Source organism: Trinickia symbiotica (genome assembly GCF_002934455.1).
Classification (GTDB): Bacteria; Pseudomonadota; Gammaproteobacteria; order Burkholderiales; family Burkholderiaceae; genus Trinickia; species Trinickia symbiotica.
The window spans coordinates 1-20,120 of sequence record NZ_PTIR01000037.1; the positions used below are offsets into that span (position 1 = coordinate 1).

Annotated in this window: 14 protein-coding genes and 1 pseudogene; 12 read left to right on the top strand and 3 right to left on the bottom strand. The window is 58.3% G+C overall.

The window, feature by feature from the left end; genetic code table 11:
- Positions 1 to 119 precede the first annotated feature (119 nt).
- Positions 120 to 380 carry a hypothetical protein gene (locus B0G57_RS29685; RefSeq protein WP_104489612.1) on the top strand — a complete coding sequence of 87 codons (261 nt, stop codon included), beginning with the start codon at positions 120 to 122 and terminating at the stop codon, positions 378 to 380.
- Positions 381 to 471: 91 nt separating this feature from the next.
- Positions 472 to 1,476: an amidohydrolase family protein gene (locus tag B0G57_RS29690; RefSeq protein ID WP_026230057.1), complete on the top strand. Its 1,005-nt coding sequence runs from the start codon at positions 472 to 474 to the stop codon at positions 1,474 to 1,476.
- 90 nt (positions 1,477 to 1,566) lie between these two features.
- On the opposite strand, the gene B0G57_RS29695 is transcribed toward B0G57_RS29690, so the two are convergent.
- The gene (locus tag B0G57_RS29695; RefSeq protein ID WP_018442780.1) at positions 1,567 to 2,478 is read right to left on the bottom strand and encodes a LysR family transcriptional regulator; all 912 of its coding nucleotides are present in this window, start codon (positions 2,476 to 2,478) and stop codon (positions 1,567 to 1,569) included.
- A 588-nt stretch (positions 2,479 to 3,066) separates the two neighbouring features.
- Between B0G57_RS29695 and B0G57_RS29700 the strand changes: the two genes are divergently transcribed.
- Together B0G57_RS29700 and B0G57_RS29705 are read left to right on the top strand one after the other, a co-directional pair.
- Positions 3,067 to 4,419: an MFS transporter gene (locus B0G57_RS29700; protein WP_018442781.1), complete on the top strand. Its 1,353-nt coding sequence runs from the start codon at positions 3,067 to 3,069 to the stop codon at positions 4,417 to 4,419.
- Positions 4,420 to 4,478: 59 nt separating this feature from the next.
- A complete protein-coding gene (locus tag B0G57_RS29705) occupies positions 4,479 to 5,390 on the top strand; it encodes an NAD(P)-dependent oxidoreductase (RefSeq protein WP_018442782.1) in 912 nt (303 codons plus the stop codon).
- 86 nt (positions 5,391 to 5,476) lie between these two features.
- Here B0G57_RS29705 and B0G57_RS31490 read toward each other — a convergent pair.
- Positions 5,477 to 5,757: pseudogene (locus B0G57_RS31490) on the bottom strand (integrase core domain-containing protein); the annotation flags it as partial.
- Here B0G57_RS31490 and B0G57_RS29715 point away from each other — a divergent pair.
- The gene (locus B0G57_RS29715) at positions 5,717 to 6,160 is read left to right on the top strand and encodes an IS607 family transposase (protein ID WP_018442783.1); all 444 of its coding nucleotides are present in this window, start codon (positions 5,717 to 5,719) and stop codon (positions 6,158 to 6,160) included. The pseudogene B0G57_RS31490 and the gene B0G57_RS29715 sit on opposite strands and share 41 nt — an antisense overlap.
- A gap of 396 nt (positions 6,161 to 6,556) precedes the next feature.
- Positions 6,557 to 9,976 (top strand): adenylate/guanylate cyclase domain-containing protein, encoded by a 3,420-nt coding sequence (locus tag B0G57_RS29720; RefSeq protein ID WP_083925763.1) that lies wholly within the window; start codon positions 6,557 to 6,559, stop codon positions 9,974 to 9,976.
- 513 nt (positions 9,977 to 10,489) lie between these two features.
- Here the strand turns inward: B0G57_RS29720 and B0G57_RS29725 are convergent.
- Positions 10,490 to 11,827: an MmgE/PrpD family protein gene (locus B0G57_RS29725; protein WP_018442787.1), complete on the bottom strand. Its 1,338-nt coding sequence runs from the start codon at positions 11,825 to 11,827 to the stop codon at positions 10,490 to 10,492.
- 1,107 nt (positions 11,828 to 12,934) lie between these two features.
- On the opposite strand from B0G57_RS29725, the gene B0G57_RS29730 reads away from it, so the two are divergent.
- From B0G57_RS29730 to B0G57_RS29755, 6 genes are all read left to right on the top strand, one after another.
- Positions 12,935 to 14,488, top strand: a complete 1,554-nt coding sequence (locus tag B0G57_RS29730) for a methyl-accepting chemotaxis protein (RefSeq protein WP_026230059.1) — start codon at positions 12,935 to 12,937, stop codon at positions 14,486 to 14,488.
- A gap of 365 nt (positions 14,489 to 14,853) precedes the next feature.
- Complete coding sequence (locus B0G57_RS29735) at positions 14,854 to 15,936, top strand: aldo/keto reductase (RefSeq protein ID WP_026230060.1); 1,083 nt, start codon at positions 14,854 to 14,856, stop codon at positions 15,934 to 15,936.
- Positions 15,937 to 16,069: 133 nt separating this feature from the next.
- Entirely contained in the window at positions 16,070 to 17,074 is a 1,005-nt protein-coding gene (locus tag B0G57_RS29740) for an amidohydrolase family protein (RefSeq protein ID WP_018442790.1), read from the top strand.
- 76 nt (positions 17,075 to 17,150) lie between these two features.
- Positions 17,151 to 17,837, top strand: coding sequence for an EthD domain-containing protein (locus tag B0G57_RS29745; RefSeq protein ID WP_026230061.1), 687 nt, complete (start codon positions 17,151 to 17,153; stop codon positions 17,835 to 17,837).
- Positions 17,838 to 18,032: 195 nt separating this feature from the next.
- Positions 18,033 to 19,013 carry a flavin reductase gene (locus tag B0G57_RS29750; RefSeq protein ID WP_018442792.1) on the top strand — a complete coding sequence of 327 codons (981 nt, stop codon included), beginning with the start codon at positions 18,033 to 18,035 and terminating at the stop codon, positions 19,011 to 19,013.
- 138 nt (positions 19,014 to 19,151) lie between these two features.
- Positions 19,152 to 20,120: a LysR substrate-binding domain-containing protein gene (locus B0G57_RS29755; RefSeq protein ID WP_018442793.1), complete on the top strand. Its 969-nt coding sequence runs from the start codon at positions 19,152 to 19,154 to the stop codon at positions 20,118 to 20,120.

Consider the following 20,120-nt stretch of genomic DNA (forward strand, 5'->3'; position numbering starts at 1 on the left):
AGCTGCCGGCGCGAAGCCGACGGCGTCAGCCCCGGTAGCAGCATAGGGCGGCAATTTTAGTTGTCGTCGGCGGCGGTTGTAGTTGACGCCAGACAGCTTTGGGTATTAACGATCCGGACATGGCTGCTTGGGTACGAAAGCGACTTACGCCGCACCCGTTACAAACCTACCTCGGCAAGCTGCTCTTACAGCACCCACTTGCAAACGGCCTGCCCGCAACCTATATCGCTTGCTCTAGCCCGCTGTATCCCAACACGGCGTCTTCGCGGGAGTTGGCGAGAAATCTTCCTGGATGGTCGTATCTTGAAATCCCCACTGGGCACGACGCGATGCTGCTGATGCCGGATGAACTCACGCGCATGCTGGATTCTATAGACTGATTAATTTCCTGGGCAGTAGAGCCGGAGAGAAAAGAGTGCGAATTCGAACACGCTCATATTGATTGCTATCGGATGCTAAAAAACAGCGATTATGTTTAGTCAATTACATGTTGGTCGGGACGAACCTATAATCGATCCAGATATTCCAATCATTGATGCTCACCATCACCTCTTTGTCCGTCCAGCGATCCGTTATTTGTTCGATGATTACTTGGCGGACGTCCGTGCTGGTCATCGGATAGCCGCGTCCGTCTATGTGGAGGCCAACGCATTCCTGCGGCCGGGTGGCCCCGAAAGTATGCGATCTCTGGGCGAGATCGAATTCGCCAATGGTGCTGGTGCAATGGCCGCGAGCGGAGTCTTTGGCCATCATCGAATCTGTGCTGGCATTGTGGGATGCGCGGATCTACGCCTCGGTGATGAAGTCGGCGTCTACCTTGACCGCGCGCTACAACTGGCGCCTGAGCGATTTCGCGGTATTCGTCAGGGGGCGAATCATCACCCGAGCGAGGCGCCATACCGCTACATGCCGAACCGGCCGCCGCGCGGTCTGCTTCTTGATCCGGCGTTTCGGGCGGGATTTCGGCATCTTGCGACGCGCGGTCTCAGTTTCGATACCGGTGTTTTCCATCACCAACTGCCGGAACTCGCCGATCTCGCGGATGCATTCCCTGAAACGACTATCATCGTCAACCATTGCGGCCTGGCCGTTGGGATGGAGATGGATGCGATTGCGCGCGCGAACGCATTCGACGAGTGGCGTAATGCAATGCTTGAAGTTGCACGTCGGCCGAACGTGGTCTGCAAGGTAAGCGGATTGGGATTGCCGTTTTGGGGATTTGGCTTCGAGAATCGCTCGGACCCGATCGGATACAAGGAACTCTCGATAACTTGGGCGCCGTACGTTCTGACAACAATCGAAATATTCGGTGCCGATCGCTGCATGATGGGAAGCAACTATCCGGTCGATGGCCGCTCGGGCGGCTTTGTGCCGCTCTGGAATGCCCTGAAATACATCGTACGTTCGGCGAGTGCGGAAGAAAAGGCCGCGCTCTTTCACGGTACTGCCATGCGAATCTATCGCATCCCCCTATAGGCGGCAAGTGCCGGGATGGCGTCATTGACGCTTCGGCTTCAACTCGAACGCGCCAAGTGCATCTCCAGCCTACCGCGGACCAAAGCGGCACTACGTAAGGCCCGCGGATTTATCCGTTTGTCTTTGGATCGTTTGTGCCGCACTTGCGAGGAATCTGTCGAGGGACGGGGTATCGAAACGTGGGTTCCAGGTAAGCATCGCTGGGACAGGAAGCGATGGGTCAGCAAGAGGGACCATGCGAACGCCATCTATTCTCGTGCACGCGAGCGAAGCAGCAACGATCGCCATACCGTAGCCTTTCGATACCATCAACAATGAAGTCATCCAGTTGCGCGTGTACTGCAAGAATCTCGGGTAGATGCCTGTACGGCTGAACATGCTGATTATATTGTCGTGATTTTCCGGATTCACATCCCGCTCCAACATCAAGAAAGACTCTTCAGCAAGGTCGTGAAGGCCGATGACGGATTCGTTCGCCTTGGGATGGTGCTCTGGAAGGCACAGCGCATATGTATCGTCTTTCAGGGGAATGGACTTCAATTTGGGCGGCGGTGCTACCCCGTAGGTGAAGCCTGCCTCCAGCCGACCTCTGATCAGACGATTGAACTGCTCGCTGGAATTCATTTCATGGAGCACAAGTTCGACCTCGGGCGTTTCCTGCCTGAACTTCTCGATGATTTCAAGGATGCCTCTACAAACGAGCGAGCCTGCGAATCCAATATCGAGACGCCCCCTGGTTCCCTTATCGACCGAGCGCGCTACGTTCTTGGCCCGCGCCACGCTCTCAAGAATCTCACGCGCTTCCACCAGGAACGCGGCGCCGGCAGGGGTCAACAACACCTGCTGCTTGTTTCGTCGGAAGAGCATGACACCCAACTCTTCCTCAAGTGATTTTATGGCTGTGCTAAGCGGCGGCTGCGTAATCGAAAGTCTGGAGGCCGCTCGTCCGAAGTGCAGTTCCTCAGCCAGAACTGCAAAGTACTCTAGGACGTGAATTTTCAAGGTTTTGCTCCGTTCTTCATTTGCGTATCCTATTGCCTGAGTGAAAAATAGAATTGGACGTCAACGAGAGCTTCGCCCAGACTGGATCTCAACCTGAGGTGGAACAGGTGCATTTGAATGCTACTGCAAACGACGCGTGCAATCATACGGCCGTACCGCAGGCGTGTAAACGTGTAAGGTGCGTGGTGCTCAGTCTTCGGTAATGCTGCATGCAGGAATCTATGAAAGAAAAGGATGACGATATATAGGAGACAAGCCGCCTGGCGGCGTTCTTTGTTAGCGAAGGCGATCAATGCTGCGCGACCGGCTACATGATCTCTGCAGATCGCCCCAAGAGTGGCCAAGAGCCTGGCTTATATCCACCGAAGACGGCGGACGCCGCAACTAGATCGAGCTAATGCACGCTAGCCGGTCGCCCCGACCTTGAGCGGCTGACGTGAATCGTACAAAGTGCGGGCAAACATTTCGTTTAGCAATGCTCTGGAAGCTTGCTACCCATATTTCTAGTCAGAAACTCGTGCCGTTCCGGATTCCTGCGCTTGCGGTACGGGCCCGCCGCAGTTTTCGACGCTGATGGGGGTTTTACCGATGACACAGAATATCAGTTCGTCCGTTGGGAACGAGTCACGGGGCCAGGCCGCTTCGTGGCCGGGCAGCGAACCAAGCGCGTCGACGGGCGCTCGACTTCGGCGCACGATTTTCGGCGCCGTGGTCGGAAATCTCCTGGAGCAATACGACTTCGCCCTGTATGGCTCGATGGCCGCGATCGCGCTGGGCACACTTTTCTTCTCGAATCTGGGACCTACCGCAGCGCTGTTCGCCGGACTCTCCACCTTTGCTATCGGATTTTGCGCTCGACCTGTTGGCGGCATACTTGCGGGCCATTTCGGCGACATTTACGGGCGCAAGATCGTGCTGATGGTCACGTTGATCGTGGCCGGCATCGCGACAGCGATGATTGGTGTCCTGCCCACATATGCCACTGCGGGACTATGGGCGCCGTTTGCACTGGTGGGGCTGCGGCTTGTGCAGGGCGTCGCGGTGGGAGGGGAGACCTCCGGCGCGTTTCTTATAGTGAACGAGTCTGCACCGACCGCCAAGCGTGGCCTTTATACCTCGCTGGTGACGGCGTCCTCGTCGGCGGGGGTTTTGCTCGCCAACTTCGCCATTCTCCTGTTCGCCGCGATGCCTCGGGACGAATTTCTGTCTTGGGGATGGCGCATCCCGTTTTTGTTCGCAGTCGTCCTCATTGGGATCGGTGCATGGATCCGGCGCCACATGCAGGAATCGGTCGCCTTCGAGGAAGCGGTGGGCGTGGAGGAAGCCCGTGAGCGGAAGAAGAGCCCTCTTTTCGAGATGCTGCGTCACCGGCGGCAACTGTTCCAGGTCATGGGACTTTGTATGGGTTACAACGCATTGACCTATGTCTCGCTAACCTGGGTGATGGGGTACCTCAGCTTGAACGGGCGCGCCACTGACCTTGGCCTGACGGGGATGGTCATCGCTGTATCGGGATTCGGCGCGATGGCAGCCCTCAGCGGGTATCTTTCAGATAAGTTCGGTCGCAGAACGTTGATCACACTCGGATCCTTGGGCCACATTCTCTTTGCGTTTCCTCTCTTCAGGCTCCTTGATATCGGGCAAGCGCACGCCATTTGGACTGCGATGGGGGTCGCCGGACTATTCTCGGGCACGATAGCCGGTCCCATGAACTCACTTATGGTCGAATCATTCCGAACCGATCACCGGTACAGCGCGTCATCGAGCTCCTACACGATCGGTGCTGCAGTCGGAGGAGGATTGACGCCCCTGCTGGCTACCTTGCTGTACAGCCAAGCGCGAGCGACGTGGGGCGTGTCAATGATCGTAGTTGTAGCCGGGCTCATATGCATAAGTAGCGCGCGCAGTCTTAAGGAAACCGCCGGCATTGACATTCAATAGCCAGCGATTTGGTATGGCCAGTGCGACGGTCTGCGAATTTACTATGTGGAGGAATTCAAATGACGAATCAATCTACCCGTATCGGTTACGTGGGCCTCGGGAACATGGGCGGCGCACTGGCACGCCGTCTGCAGCTGACGCACCCGCTGCGGGTCTACGATATGAACGCGGACGCTGTCGCGGGGCTCGTCGAAGCCGGCGCCGAAGCGTGCGGCGCACTGCCAGAACTCGCTGCCGCATGCAATGTGATCCTGTTGTGCCTCCCGACCTCCGCGCATGTGCGTACAGTGATTTTTGGCCGAGGTGGGCTGGCAGAAGGTGTAAGGCCGGGCACCCTCATCATAGACCAGACATCGGGCGATCCGACAGAAACCCGAGCGATGGCTAGCGAGCTGGCGAGCCGACAAATCGCGCTGATCGATGCGCCTGTCAGTGGCGGGGCCCCTGGGGCGACGGCAGGCACGATTGCCATTATGGTGGGAGCCGGGCCGCAAGAGTGGGAACGCGTCAAACCAGTGCTGACCGCAATCAGCCCGAATGTCTTCCACGCGGGGGATGTCGGTACCGGTCATGTAATCAAGCTGGTCACCAACGTCATCAGTGGGGCGCAGCGCCTGCTTACGCTGGAGGCTGTCGCGCTGGCAGCCAAGAACGGCATCGACCCGAAGGTCTCGTCCGATATCTTGAGGCGCGGAGGGGCGCGCAACGCCTACATTGAGACGGTCCTCGGGGACCGCATCGCCAAGGGGAAACTGGACGTGCCGTTCTCGCTTGCGTTGATGCACAAGGACGTGAAACTAGCCTGCAAGCTTGCCAGTGACTCCGGCGTGCCGATGCTCTTCGGCAGCCTAACGCAGGAACTCTACCAGCTCTGCATCAATGAGATGGGAGGGGGCGCGGGGGTGGACACAGCCGCACTGGTTATCGACCGCATAAGCGGGACCCATATCGTTCCGAATGGCCAAGCGTAAAATGCGTTTTGCACTTTGACCAATAGACCAGCTGTACACAAGGGACTGATCTTGCCCCTGTTTCGCGAATCCCATAGCTGAGAGCTTTATGCGGCTCGCCCCTGCTGAGCGGCGAACCAAGTTTTTCTCGAACGTCATGGGGCTGACGTAGTCGAGCGTCGAGTGTAGCCGGCGCGAATTATAAAAGCCAAGCCAGTCGACGATTTCATCCATTGGGCGCCGCGTCGCGAAGTACCGACCATGCAGGCGTGCGACTTTCAGCGAACCCCATAGGCTGTCGGTCGGCGCATTCCCAACAGTCGCCACGCCGGCTCATTGAGGAACGCATGCCGTATGCTTTTAGCGAGTCCCGGAAGAGCCCGCTGCATTACTGGCTACCGGTGACCAACGAGCGCCGCACGGTTGCTTGTGCCCGTGTGGCGTCGCAAGATCAGGCGGGCGGCCTGGGGCGCCAAAAAGAGCGGCTCGAACAATATTGTAAAGAACAGGGTTGGTCATTCGAATTGTTATCCGACATTGGGTCGGGTATGAACTGCCACAAGCCGGGCTTGAATCGTCTGTTGCGCGACATACTGGCCAGCCATGTCGGACGGCTGGTCATTACCCGCAAAGACCGACTGCCGCGCTTCGGCGCTGAGTGGGTGTTTGCCGTGTGCGAGGCCAAGCAGGTCGAAATCATGATTCTCAATGAAGGCGAAGACACGACATTCGAAGAAGACTTGGCCGACGACGTACAGGAACTAATGGCAATTTTCAGCACCTCTTCATGACTTTCGCAGCCGCAAGAGACGGCATCCCCCGACGGACATTGCCCGAACGGCGGACCGATCACGCTCCTGACGGCGCGTAACCGTAATCGCGAGTCCAAACATCAGGATTCCATCCGCTCTCACAGGAGATCGCGGCCGGTGCCCAGCAATATGTTGCTCTCCAGAATCAGCGCGACGCTCAGCGTGCCGCCTGCATAGCAGCTATTTTGTATGCGCTGGTCGCATTGCATGTTGCAGGCGGGGATTCGCCTTTGCTGAAAAATCCTCTGCTTTAACGCTGCTAACCAAGCGCGAAAAAATCTGGGGCCGGATATCACTAAGCGCCGGCGAGCTGCCTTGATACGGATCCCGATTCGGCGTCTAATCCAAGAGGAGTCGAGGAAGTCGAGAATCGATATGCGTTGCGCGGATTGTGGTTGCGATAATCCGGATGGGGCCAATTTTTGCGAACGGTGCGGAGCCAGGATTGTAGGAGTCTGCGCGAGCTGTGGCCATGAATTGAGTGCGACCGCGCGTTTCTGCAGCGTGTGCGGCGCGCCCGTGCGCCAAGTGCCGGGGGCATCTTCCGTCGCCCCGATTCATTACACTCCAGCCCATCTGGCCGAGCGCATTCTGGCCCAGCAGGCTGCAATTGACACCCAGCAGCGAACGGCCGGTGAGCGCAAAACGATCACTGCGCTCTTTGCGGACATGGCCGGATCAACCGCATTGATCCATGACCGGGATCCGGAAGATGCCCATCGTCTGATCACACCCGTCATCGCGCTGATGATGGAGGCCGTGCATCATTACGAAGGGTTTGTGGCGAAGTCCCTGGGCGACGGAATTTTGGCACTTTTTGGTGCACCTATTGCGCACGAAGACCATCCCAGACGAGCCCTGTACGCGGCACTGCGCATGCAGGATGCGATGCGGCGCCACGCTGACCGAATCCGACTGCAGGAAGGTATCCCGCTGCAAATCCGCGTGGGCATCCACACGGGCGAGGTGGTAGTGCGCTCGATCCGCAAGGATGACCTGCGTGCGGACTATGACCCAGTCGGCCACACGATTCATATCGCTTCCCGGATGCAGACGATTGCCGCGCTCTCATCCATCCTCGTCAGTGAATCCACCCGTAAGCTGGCCGAGGGATACGTCGAGTTCAAGGCCTTGGGCGCCACACAAATCAAAGGTATTCCCGAGCCGCTGGAGGTCTACGAAGTGCTCGGTCTGGGTGTGCTGCGAACGCGCCTGCAAGTGGCGGCGCATCGCGGCCTGTCCCGGTTCGTGGGCCGCGAGGCGGAGTTGGAGCGGTTGCGCGGCGCCCTGAGGCAGGCCTCGGCTGGGCAGGCGCAAATCGTCGGTGTCGTAGGCGAGGCTGGGATCGGCAAATCGCGCCTGTTCCATGAGTTCAAGGAGCGCTCGCAGTGCGGCTGCCTCGTACTGGAGACGTTCTCGGTCTCACACGGCAAAGCGTTTGCCTACTTACCGCTGATCGAGCTCTTGAGAAACTATTTCCAGATCACCGCTCAGGACGATGAGCGGCGGTGTCGCGAGAAGGTCACGGGCCGTGTTCTGACCCTCGAGCGCAGCCTTGAAGATCTTTTGCCTTACCTGCTTTATCTGCTGGGCGTCAGTGAGGCCGGTTCCGGCATCGAGAACATGGACGCCCGAATTCGGCGCGACCGCACATTCGAAGCGATCAAGCGCTTACTGGTGCGCGAGAGTCTGAACCAGCCGGTTGAACTGCTGTTCGAGGATTTGCAATGGCTGGATAGCGAGACTGAGGCGTTTCTTGCCTTTCTCGTCGACCGCGTGGCGAGCTCCCGGATCCTCCTGCTTTTGAACTTTCGGCCAGAGTATTGGCCCGGCTGGGGCCACAAAGACAATTACACGCAAGTGAGGCTCGATGCTCTTGGACCGGCCGAAGCACAAGACCTGCTGAGCGCTCTGTTGGGCGATGAGTCCGGCCTTATACCTCTCAGGCAGCGCATCCTGGAGAAGACCGAGGGCAACCCCTTCTTCATGGAGGAGGTCGTCCAGACCCTTGCCGAGGAGGGCGCGCTGCTCGGCGCGCCCGGGCATTACCGCATCGTGAAGACACCAGCCGCGCTGCAGATCCCGACTACCGTGCAGGGCGTCCTCGCCGCTCGGATGGATCGGCTACCCGTCGCCGAGAAGACGTTGCTGCAGAATCTGGCTATTGTCGGCAAAGATTTTCCATGGAGCTTGATCCGGGAGGTCGTCGCGCAACCGGAAGACGAATTGCGCCGCCTGCTGTCCCGCCTGGAGGCGGCGGAATTCATCTACGAGCGGCCGGCCTTCCCCGAAGTCGAATACACCTTCAAGCACGCGCTGACCCAGGAGGTCGCCGGCAACTCATTGCTCTCGGAACAACGCACTGTGCTGCATGAACGCACGGCGCAGGCCATTGAGACACTCTATCCCGGGCGGCTCAACGAGTTTTGCAGCGAGCTGGCGCACCATTACAGCCTCAGCAGCAATGCGCAAAAAGCCGTGGAGTATCTGCATCGCGCGGGGCAGCAGGCCGTTCAGCGGTCGGCCAGTCTCGAAGCGATCGGGCACTTCAGTACGGCCCTCGGGCTGCTTGAACGAACGCCCGACACGACCGAGCGCGTCCGTCAGGAACTGAAGCTGCAGCTCTCGCTCGGTCCGGCGTTGATGGCGGCCCGAGGGTATGCTTCGCCGGAAGTCGAAGCGACCTATACGCGTGCGCTGGAGTTGTGCGAACAGATTGGCGAAAATTCGCAGCTCGCCCCCGTGCAACTAGGGCTGCGGACGCATTATGCATTGCGCGCACAATACGCAACCGCACGAGAACTGGGAGAGCGGGTGCTCCGCGTTGCCCGCAACGCTGGGAACACGGACTTACTGGTCGAGGCGCACAGCGCCCTTGGTGCGACCCCGTTCTTTCAGGGTGACTTTGAGGCCGCCCTTGACCACCAAGAAAAGCTTGTCGCCTTGTATGATCCGCAACGACATCATGCTCATGCGTTCATTTATGGCTTGGATCCGGGTATACGTGTGCTGAGCCTTTCGGCGTGGACCCTATGGTATCTAGGCTATCCCGATCAGGCCGCCGAGCGTGGCCAGCAGGCGTTAACCCTTGCACACAAGCTGTCGCACCCCTTCAGCCTCGCATTCACGCTTGTCGCTGCAGGCATGTTAAGTCAGTTTCGGCAGGAAGCGAAACTGACTCAGGATTACGCAGAGGCCGCCATTACGCTTTCCACAGAGCAAGGGTTTCCCCAATACCTCGCGTGGGGAGAGATCTTGCGTGGGTGGGCGTTAGCAGTACAGGGAAGTACCGATGAAGGGATCTCGCAGATGACCGAGGGACTCGTTGCCTACCGCGCTACGGGCGCCGAGCTATCGCGCTCGTATATGCTGGCTCTGCTAGCAGAGGCTTACGGATGCAGCGGGCAACCGCAGGCCGGACTCAGTGCGGTAACAGACGCGCTGTCCATGGTCGAGAAAACCGGGGAGCGCTATCACCAAGCGGAACTGCATCGGCTCAGGGGAGCGCTGACTCTTGATCATCCGGGCGGCCAGACGAGCGAGCCGGCAGAACAGCAGCAAGCGGAAACATGCTTTGAGGAGGCAATTTCGATCGCTAACGATCAGGGCGCAAGGTCACTGGAGCTGCGCGCAACACTTAGCCTCGCGCGCCTACGGCGAGCACAGGGGAAGACGGCAGAAGCGGAGCAGAAATTGAGCGCGATCTATAGTTTGTTCACGGAAGGGCTCGACACCAGCGACTTGCGTCAAGTCAAAGCGCTACTCAACGAAATGGCGAAGGACCAGACCATTTAGCGGCGGGACTTCTGCCGGTTTCGATTGCTCGCTGCTCTGACCTATAAATACGATACGAATCGTATTCGTATTGGCAATTCCGGTGACTTCTGGGGTTCTTTGATTTTTGGTGGTGCCTTCGTCAACTACGGAATGCCGACTGCTTCCGTTCGGTGGAAATCACTTCGCGTCCAAACCCAATGTCTCTATGCCAAAGTTGGTGTGATGCACAACCAAGGCCTCATGAGTCACCGGTTTAATTCGCAAGACAGCAGACCAGCAGACACTATTCGATTTTATAGCTGGCACGACTGTTGGTGTGAATGTCGGAATTGCGCAAAGATTCTGAAGTCGCGCAACGACGAATCGCCGGAACATCGCTAGCGCGCACGTAAATCTTGGCAGCGGATTTGCTCCTGTTGATCGCGCTGCTGTTGGCGAGCGTCGGCGTGGCGGCGCGAACCCACTACGCGGATTTGGGAAATCCGAGCGGCAACGGATACACTTGAGGGTTATCAACTGTGGGCCTGCTCCTCATATATTCAAGGCTGAGACGTCGCTCAATCCGTCCATCAGCCACAATCGTTCCCGCAATTTTTGGCAACGCGCGACACCGAGCACAGGGCCGACTAGCTCTTCGAACTTATTGCTTAATTCTTCATCGCTGAGGGGCGCGTCCGGATCTCCGCGGCGCGTGCGCTGCAGCCACTCCCACATCGCACCGTTACGCATTGTCAGCCGCACCAGCGCCGCACGCTGATCTGGGAAGGATGCGTCCAGTTCCGGGTGCACGGAGAGTCGGATTCTTTCGATCAAGCGACGTAATTCCGGGTCGTGCAGGCGCTCCGGTGTAAAGGCAGGGAGGCGCACACTGCCATAGCGCAAGGCAGTTGCGACAACGAAGGGGATGCTAAACCGGGCCTCGGCTGCCGTTGTCGGGTTGAAGTTCCCCGCCACGTCCAGTGCCGGCCGGTAGGTCTCGATGTGGATATCCTCGATGTCTTCCCAGTGAACGCTTTGGGAATGCTGCAAGTGTAGTGCACCATCAATCGCGGCAAACGTATGGCCGCAGCAGGCGTGGTTTTTGAACGTCATCGACTCGATATTGTAGGTCAGGCCGACATCCTTCAACACCGCCGCCCAGTCGGGCGAGCCGCTCATGGCTTTTCCGAGACCGGCGGCGCCTTCCAGGATATCAAGTGAGCCAGTGACGCCGCGCGCGGCCAATTGGGCCGCCAGCAAACCACTTTCGGCAGCACGGCCGGCATGCAGCGGCTTTGACATGGAGTCCATCCGGAACGCCTGTTGCAGACCGGCTGCAAAAGTTGCGCAAGTCGCAAGTGCATACGCAAACGGTCGTTGCTGTAACCCCAGCAATGAGGCCGCCGCCGCGGTAGCGCCAAAGGTTCCTACAGTGCCAGTATTGTGCCAGTAGCGGTAGTGATTACGACCGAGAGCCGTCCCAATACGTGTGGAAATCTCATATCCAGCGACGACAGCTCGCAGCATGGCCTCGCCGCTGCTCCGCTGCGCATGCGCCAGCGCAAGCGCAGCTGCGATCGTTGGCGCGCCGGGATGGTAGATCGCCTTGCGATAGATGTCGTCCACCTCGGTTGTGTGCGCCGCCGTGCCGTTTATCAGCGCCGCGGCACGCACGGTTGCCGCTCGACCCAGTGCCAGACGCGCAGCACCGCGATCCAGATCCTCCGCTAGCGCCTGTTCCAACAGTATGGGCGGCTCACAAACCGCACCAGAAATCAGCGCGCCATACCAATCGAGGACTGCACGCTTGGCGTGGTGAATTACCTCCGGCGACAGGGCGCAAGTTTGCATGCTGGCTCCGAAACCGCTCAGTCGCTCACACACATACATCGGAATTCTCCTTGCTTCTGTCGGACGCGAGTCGGCTTTTCCGATTCTCGGCAATGAAACCGACGCCTGACATCAGCGGTACATTGCATAATAATACGACACGTATCGTGTGGGTTATCACTTGCTAGGGCATGCTGTCAATGCGCAAGGCTGGCGGCGTCACCGTTACGGTTCTATATAGTGCAGCGTCCGTCTCTCGGTAGCCGACCATCGACGCACGCATCAGAAACCGCAGTGGAAGAAGCAGTTCGTCTGGAGAAAGCCGGTGTTGCGACGGAGGCGATCGCGGTGTCGGAGGGGTGGCGCGGGCGCAGGAAACGCTGCGCCGGCGCTGAAGATCGGCGCGCATCGGGCGATCCTGATCAATCGACGAGGAGTGGATCATCGATCCTCGGCATCCCTGGCGACAGGGTGGCGAGTCGCCGCGGCGACGATTGTGCTGAGCCGGAGGGATGGTCTGAAAGCCTGTCATGTCACTGCAAAGATACGGTAGTAGCGTATCTCGCGCGCGCATCTTGCGTCGTACCGGCCATACTCGTAAAGTATCGATACGTATCGTATTAGTTCGTTCCAACTCGGGGAGTACGGTTGGATGGAGTCGGGCCGTACCATTGATCCCCCGCGAAGGGAGGGCTGATCAATTTGGCTTGTATGGTGCTCTCCGAGGGCACTGTTTGATGACTATGGTCAAAAAAACTACCAATGAACAGTTGTTCGTATCCAGACCGAAGACAGCAAGCCTCTCGATCAAAGCGTTACTCGTGGCGTAGCTATGCTGGCGCAGGCACGAATAAAGTGGCCCCCTCTGTTGGGGGCGTTGAGCTTTTATCGGGTCCCGTTGGAGCGCAGCCGCTACCCGTTTCGACCAAGCTAACGAACCGCGCAAACGTTCTCTGGGCCGAGTGGAAGACAGAATCGGTTGAAGCGGTTGACCGGCTGAAATGCTGCGTGCCCCAGTTTGCCTGTCGCGAACATCGGCCCATGCATCCCGTTCGTTCCACGCATCTTAATAATCGGCCTCCGGTCACGAGCCGATATCTTTAGCGCATCACGCTTGGAATGCCTGCGCACTGCGTCCAATTCAACACATGATAAGAGTAAAAATCAATGAATCGACTCACGTTTCGCCAAAAGCTATGGATTCCGCTCGTCCTGAGTTGGCTTTGTCTGTTAGCTATTACCCTTTGGGGGACGTTTGAAACGCGCAGTGCGCGGATGGAGGAGCGTCAGCGCGATTTAAAGCACGTCAGCGAAGCCGCATTTAGCTTGGTCAAGGAGTACGGTGACCTGGCTCACGAGGGCAAGTTGGCTGCTGACGACGCGCGTGCGAAGGCGCTGGCGCGGTTGAAGGGGATCCGCTACGGCGCGGACGGGTATTTCACTGTCAATCATTCGAATTCCGTAATGGTGATGCACCCCATTAAGCCTGAATTGGATGGCAAGGACATGTCGAGGGCCACCGTTCCGGGGGCAAAACTCCTGTTCGACGAGTTCTCTCGCGCGGGTAAAACTGGCGATAGTGGATTTGTCGATTATCAGTATCCAAGACCGGGTAGCGATACTCCAGTGGCCAAGAAAGGCTATGTGGTCTATTACCAGCCTTGGGACTGGTGTCTGGTAACAGGCGCTTATATCGATGACATTGATAAGGCATTTCACGCGTCGTTGGTCAAATCGCTCGTGCTGATGTTAGCGGTGGGCCTGCTGATGACACTCGCGGTCGCGGTGGTCACACGTGGGCTGGTGCGTCAGTTAGGTGGCGAGCCGGCGGATGCGGCGGACATCGCTAGTCGTATCGCCGAGGGCGATCTTGCGATGCAAGTCCTCACCCGGCCTGGTGACCGCGAAAGCATTCTTTATGCGATGGCGCGGATGCAGCAGCAGCTTACGGGGACCATCGGCGATATCAAGACATCGGCTGATTCAATCGCGAGCGCCACGGAGGAGATTGCCGCCGGCAACTCGGACCTGTCGCGGCGCACCGAGCAGCAGGCGGCGTCGCTGGAGGAAACGGCAGCGAGCATGACGCAACTGACCGAAACAGTGCGTCAGAACACTGATAGCGCAGTGCATGCCAATGCGTTGGCGACGCGAGCAACCGACGCCGCCGATGCGGGCAATGAGGCCGTGCTGGGCATGATCGGCGCGATTGAAAGAATCAGCGACAGCTCGACGAAGATCTCGGAAATCACGGGCGTGATAGAAGGTATTGCTTTCCAGACGAACATTCTTGCTCTGAATGCCGCCGTGGAGGCCGCGCGAGCCGGCGAACAGGGCCGCGGCTTTGCGGTGGTAGCCAGCGAGGTTCGCAACCTGGCACAACGCTCAGCTGCGGCGGCGAAGGAAATCAAGGATCTGATCGAGTCGTCGGTTTCGATGGTGAGCGACGGGGCGAAGCAAGCAAATCACGTCGGCACGAAGATGGAAGAAGTGAAGCTGGCGATCAAGCAGGTGAGCGATATCGTGAGCGAAATCGCAGCGGCGTCGGAAGAGCAGAGCCGAGGCATCGAGCAAGTCAACCAGGCGGTTAATCATATGGATGAGGTCACGCAGCAGAATGCGGCGCTGGTTGAGCAGGCAGCCGCAGCGGCGCAGTCGCTCGAAGAGCAGGCGCGGCACCTGAATGGAGCAGTATCGGCGTTTAAGCTCGATGACGCATGAACTGTAGCGAGTCGAAGGCCCGGTGATGGCACAACATTTACATGGGAGGTTGTATCAGATCCGAACCCCAATTCCACTGAGATTTACCAGTCCCGCGCTTGTCTCGTCGCCCGGTGCGGTGTACAGTTTCGATACGTAGCGTGTCGTTTGCGTGGCTAGACCATAGTGCCCGAGTCCATTCTTTGGCGTGCGTCCGTGAGGTCCTTACTCCACGAGCGGAGGTTTTGCCTTTGCCGGGTGCCAGTTGAACTTGCTGCACGCGTTGCCGATTCATGGGGCGGCCGGCAGCGGCGCTTTCGCGCGCCTGGCCGACACCCCAAAAAGCTACCAATGACAGTCATTCCAATCAGGTACAGGAGATAAAAATGCCTCTCGATCATTACGTTACCCTTGGCCGTTCAGGGTTGCGGGTGAGTCCGTTTTGCCTTGGTGGCATGACCTTCGGCGCAGACATGGGTTGGGGCTCCAGCATCAAGGAGTCCCAAGCTGTCATCGACCGCTACTTAGAGCTTGGCGGCAACTTCATCGACACGGCCAATGGCTATAACAAAGGCCACTCCGAGAAGATCATTGGCGACCATCTCACCCACAATCGCGAACAGCGCGACCGGCTCGTCATCGCCACCAAGTTCAGCACCAACCTGTATCCGGGCGATCCCAACGGCGGCGGCTCCAGCCGCAAATCGATCATCGCCGCCTGCGAGCAATCGCTGCGGCGCCTGCAGACCGACTATATCGATCTTTACTGGCTGCACAACTGGGATAAGCACACGCCGATCGAGGAGACGATGTCCGCGTTGCACACCCTCGTTCAGTCGGGCAAGGTCCGCTACATCGGCGTCTCCGATACACCTGCGTGGAAGATCTCTCAGGCGCAAGTGATCGCGCAGTTGCGCGGCTGGTCGCCGTTTATCGGCACGCAAATCGAGTATTCCCTGCTTGAGCGCACGGTTGAAGGCGAACTGATTCCGATGGCGCGCGAGCTAGGGGTCGGCGTGGCGTGCTGGGCTCCGCTGAAGGGAGGTCTGCTTAGCGGAAAGTACACGCGGAAGAATGCTGGCACGGTCACGCCACCGCGTGCGTGGCTGGCGGGGTTACTGAACGACAAGACGTACAACATAGTCGATGCGTTGACTGGAATCGCGGCAGAACTGAACACGACCGTTGCTCGCGTGGCGCTCGCATGGGTCAGAGCGCGGCCGGGTGTGTCGGTCACCGTTCTAGGTGCGGACACGGTTGATCAGTTGGAGGATAACCTGCAAGCGCTCGAGGTCAATCTTACCGCCGAGCAGACGGCCACGTTGGATGCGCTGACGGAACCGCAGCTTCCGTTCCCTATCCCATTCCTGCGAGCGACGCCCGCGCTGCATCATGGTGGTACGACCGTGAATGGCGAGCCCTCGCAATTTCACCCATTCGTTCCGGCGAAGAAGGGCGACCATTACTGAGGTAGGGCTGAACAATTGCGGCTGAAAGGGAACAGTGGATTGCGCGGCTACCCTATAGTGTGCGATTTCGGCGCGAAAATTGGCCGCGAGCGAATCTATGTGACGGCGACACCAGCCGGGCAAGGGAGGGTTGATGTTTAAGCAACTGCATGCGGGGCGCGACGAGACGATCTTGGATCCGGAAATTCCGATCATCGACGCGCACCATCATCTGTTCATGCGCCCGGCGATCCGGTACTTATTCGACGACTATCTAGCGGATGTTCGCGCTGGCCATAACATAGTTGCATCGGTCTATGTTGAGGCCAACTCGTTTGTACGACCGGATGGCCCTGAAGTGTTCCGTCCGTTGGGGGAAATCGAATTTGCCAATGGGGCCGGCGCCATGGGGGCAAGCGGCGTGTTCGGAAACCACCGCATCTGCGCGGGTATCGTGGGGTATGCCGACCTGCGAATCGGGGCGCAGATCGGCGACTATCTTGATCGCGCACTCCAAATCGCACCTGATCGATTTCGGGGAATTCGGCAGGGCGCGAACCATCATCCGAATGAAGCGCCATATCGTTTTATGCCGAGTAGGCCGCCGCGTGGGTTGCTACTTGACAGCGATTTCCGGGCGGGTTTTCGACATCTCGCGAGCCGCGGTCTCAGCTTCGATGCCGGACTTTTTCACCATCAGTTGCCGGAGCTCGCAGACCTTGCCGATGCTTTCCCAGATACTACCATCATTATCGACCATTGCGGGCTAGCAGTGGGGATGGAGTTGGATGCCGACGGCCGCAAACGCGTATTCCAGGAGTGGCGCGATGCGATGCAAAAGATTGCGGTGCGTCCAAACGTGGTATGCAAGATTGGGGGTTTCGGCCTACCGTTCTGGGGATTTGGCTTCGACGGGCGAGCGGATCCGGTAGGTTACGAGGACCTTGCGTCTGTATGGGCGCCGTACGTAATGACGGCGATCGAGATTTTTGGGGTGAACCGCAGCATGATGGCAAGCGACTATCCGATTGATGGTCGGTCCTCTGGTTTTGTCCCGCTCTGGAACGCCTTTAAACATATTGTACGTTCGGCAACGGCCGCAGAGAAAGATGCGCTGTTTCACGGCACGGCTGCAAGAACATATCGGATTTCCGTTTAGAAATAGTTTTTCGGAGCGTGTCGACAATACACGGAATCGCCGAATATCAAATAAATCTTAAGAAGAGGAGACTTGTATGCAAGTACGAATCGGATTGTTAAACAAGAAGCCAGCGTTGACTGCCGATGAATTTCGAATGCATTGGCGAGATATTCACGGTGCCATCGCGGCCAGGTTGCCGCGGCTTAAAAGCTATGAGCAGAATCACGTGCTGCCTGTCGAACAACGTGGAAGCGGGTTCAAAAGCGGGGCTGAGCGAATCGACGGATTCTCGGAGCTAAGCTTCGGTAATGACGCAGACATGCGTGCTGCAATGGCAACAGATGTTGGCAAATCGCTGATCGCAAACGAAAGCCGTTTCCTCGAGCGGGTGCGTGTCGTTACGGTCGATCGGATTGAAGTAGTTCCCCCGCCCAAAGAGGGGACCTATATCAAGCGCATCTCGTTGCTCCGCCGTCGCCCAGAGCTGTCGCCTGAAGAATTCACCAAGGAATGGCTGGGAGTTCACGCATCTCTCATCAAAGCTATTCCAGGCGTAATCGGCTATCGGCAAAATCTCGTCACCGGAAGGCAGGTTCCAAAGGGTACAGAGGTCGATTACGACGGATTGCCGATCGACGGAATCGTCGAGCTTTGGTTCCCGAGTTTGGGCGCCTTGACGACCGCTTTCGCATCCGCGGAAGGAAAGGAAACGGTTACGCATTCCGGCAAGTTCCTCGACGAGATAACGACCTTTCCGGTCGAGCCGATATTCATAGTCTGATGAAATCGCGGTGACCGGAGCGAGCAATGTCGTGATCACAAATCAATCCGGCATCGCTGCTGCACCGGCAACATACGCACTCGCTGTGAGCAGAGAGATACTTTGCAACTGGAGACAAGCGGACGTCGCGACAATTGAGTCGGCCCGGCAGCTCCCCGCACCGCGCACGTCTGCTTATTAACTGCAGGAAATATCATGAGCCTGAACCAACCGATGACCAGCGAACCCGTTTCCATTGAGCCGGCGCTGTTCCGGCAGCTGCTTGGCTGCTTTCCGACGGGGGTGGCGATCGTCACAACGCGCGATGCCCAGGGACGTCCGGCGGGGCTGACGTGCAACTCCTTCAGCTCGGTGTCGCTTGACCCGCCGCTGGTGCTTTTCAGCCTGCGTAAGGCCAGCCGGTTGCTCGAGGTATTTACCTCGGCTGAGGGATTTGCGATCAATATCCTGTCGCAGCGCCAGGATGCGCTCTCCGGCCGGTTTGCCTCAAGCCGGATTGAGAACAAGTTCGAGGGAGTGGATTGGCGCGCGGGCGTGCTCGGGATGCCGATGATCGACGATTGCCTGGCAAGCTTCGAATGCCGCACGTATGCGTGCCACGATGCGGGCGATCACTACGTTTTTATCGGCGAAGTCAAGCATATGAGCGGCGGCTCAGCGGACCAGGCGTTGGTGTTCTACAAGGGCGCCTACATGATGCTGGCCGAATCGCTGCATACCCTTGTGATGCAGGGGCGGCTTGGGCAGGCCGACATCGACGAAACTTACGGCACGCTTTACGGCACACTGTTGCGCATGGCATGCGAGCGGGCGAGCGATACGGAGCTCGACGCAATCGAGGCAGCTGTGCAGGAAATCGAGCAACTTCCGGAAGCCGCGCCTTTGGCCCAACGTATTGAGTCGGCCCGCCGCTTTTACGGGGCGATAGCCGCGGCCGGGCACAACGAGGCTCTGATGCTCATGGCTCAGACTATGGCCACCATTCAGCGCGAGCGCATGACTCATGTGTTGCAGGTGCGAGCTCGGCCGGACTTGTTCCCGCTGCGCCGAGAGATTCTAGACAGCCTGCGCAGACGCGACGCCCAAGCGGCCGTGGCTGCCCTCGATCGACTGATTGCTCAGTTTCGCGCCGGCGATGGCGCGACGGCCGTCGACTGCGTTGATGTTCATGCTTAGCGATGAGATGTGCCATGTCGTCGGATTGGTTGTGGTGGTGCTAGCGTTCCGCCCCGCTCAGACGCCATGGCGATAACCCGCATCTCTGACCGCGAACCGATGGCACAGAGTTGACTAGCAAGACTGCGCGTTACCGTGATGAAGATTCCTCCCCTGAACCCGCTCAAAGTATTCGAGGTGGTTGCACGCACTGAAAACCTCACTCATGCTGCCAGTGAGCTCTGCGTCAGTCAGTCTGCGGTGAGCCGTCAGGTCGCAGTGTTAGAGGAATATCTGGGCGTGCAGTTGTTCACGCGAGAACGGGGGGGCGTGCGATTAACGGAAGTGGGCGAGGTATATTCGCGCAGGGTCACCCCCGCGTTTCAGGCGATCAGCCAAGCGACAAGCTACGTCACTCAACGCTATTCGGATAGCCGGATCCGGCTCAGAACTTATACCACGCTGACGGCGCGCTGGCTGATTCCCCGCCTTCCGCGGTTTAATGCGCTGTACCCGAACATTGAAGTCATAGTGGACAACAGCCCCGCACCACTGGATTTCAATGCCGAGAGTTGCGACATGGCTATCCTGCTCGGCGATGGCCATTGGACCGGCAGCCAGGCAACGCTCTTGATGGAAGACATAATTGAGCCGGTCTGCGCACCGGAGCTGCTCGACGACGTTCACAGTTGCGAGAGGTTCCCCGAGTACTTGCTGAGCAAGCGTCTTCTAATATCCAAATATCGCAAGAACGATTGGCCGATCTGGCTGCATCATGTTGGGCGGGATGCTGCGCTTAACGGCGCCGACACAATGACATTCAGTAGTTCGATACTTACCTGGCAGGCGGCAATGGACGGGCTCGGTATTGCGATCGGACAAAAACATATGGTGCAGGCGGACATCCGGCACGGGCACCTGATACGGCCGTTCAATCGTGAATTCAAGACCGGCAAGGGCCACTACGTCGTGACGCCAGCCGTCCAGCGCTTCTCACCAAAGATTTCAGCGTTCCGCGACTGGCTGTTGCATGAGGCATCTGAATCGGGGGAAGCAGAAGAGGGCGAGAAGTCGCCACGCGCGGACCTGAAGGGCGCGACCGTGGCGAACCGCTCGAATATGAAATGA

Bases quoted from the DNA above. Each gene is read 5' to 3' on its own strand.
- B0G57_RS29685 (WP_104489612.1), top strand. From the start codon at position 120: ATGGCTGCTTGGGTACGAAAGCGACTTACGCCGCACCCGTTACAAACC.
- B0G57_RS29690 (WP_026230057.1), top strand. From the start codon at position 472: ATGTTTAGTCAATTACATGTTGGTCGGGACGAACCTATAATCGATCCA.
- B0G57_RS29700 (WP_018442781.1), top strand. From the start codon at position 3,067: ATGACACAGAATATCAGTTCGTCCGTTGGGAACGAGTCACGGGGCCAG.
- B0G57_RS29705 (WP_018442782.1), top strand. From the start codon at position 4,479: ATGACGAATCAATCTACCCGTATCGGTTACGTGGGCCTCGGGAACATG.
- B0G57_RS29715 (WP_018442783.1), top strand. From the start codon at position 5,717: ATGCCGTATGCTTTTAGCGAGTCCCGGAAGAGCCCGCTGCATTACTGG.
- B0G57_RS29720 (WP_083925763.1), top strand. From the start codon at position 6,557: ATGCGTTGCGCGGATTGTGGTTGCGATAATCCGGATGGGGCCAATTTT.
- B0G57_RS29725 (WP_018442787.1), bottom strand. From the start codon at position 11,827: ATGTATGTGTGTGAGCGACTGAGCGGTTTCGGAGCCAGCATGCAAACT.
- B0G57_RS29730 (WP_026230059.1), top strand. From the start codon at position 12,935: ATGAATCGACTCACGTTTCGCCAAAAGCTATGGATTCCGCTCGTCCTG.
- B0G57_RS29735 (WP_026230060.1), top strand. From the start codon at position 14,854: ATGCCTCTCGATCATTACGTTACCCTTGGCCGTTCAGGGTTGCGGGTG.
- B0G57_RS29740 (WP_018442790.1), top strand. From the start codon at position 16,070: ATGTTTAAGCAACTGCATGCGGGGCGCGACGAGACGATCTTGGATCCG.
- B0G57_RS29745 (WP_026230061.1), top strand. From the start codon at position 17,151: ATGCAAGTACGAATCGGATTGTTAAACAAGAAGCCAGCGTTGACTGCC.
- B0G57_RS29750 (WP_018442792.1), top strand. From the start codon at position 18,033: ATGAGCCTGAACCAACCGATGACCAGCGAACCCGTTTCCATTGAGCCG.
- B0G57_RS29755 (WP_018442793.1), top strand. From the start codon at position 19,152: ATGAAGATTCCTCCCCTGAACCCGCTCAAAGTATTCGAGGTGGTTGCA.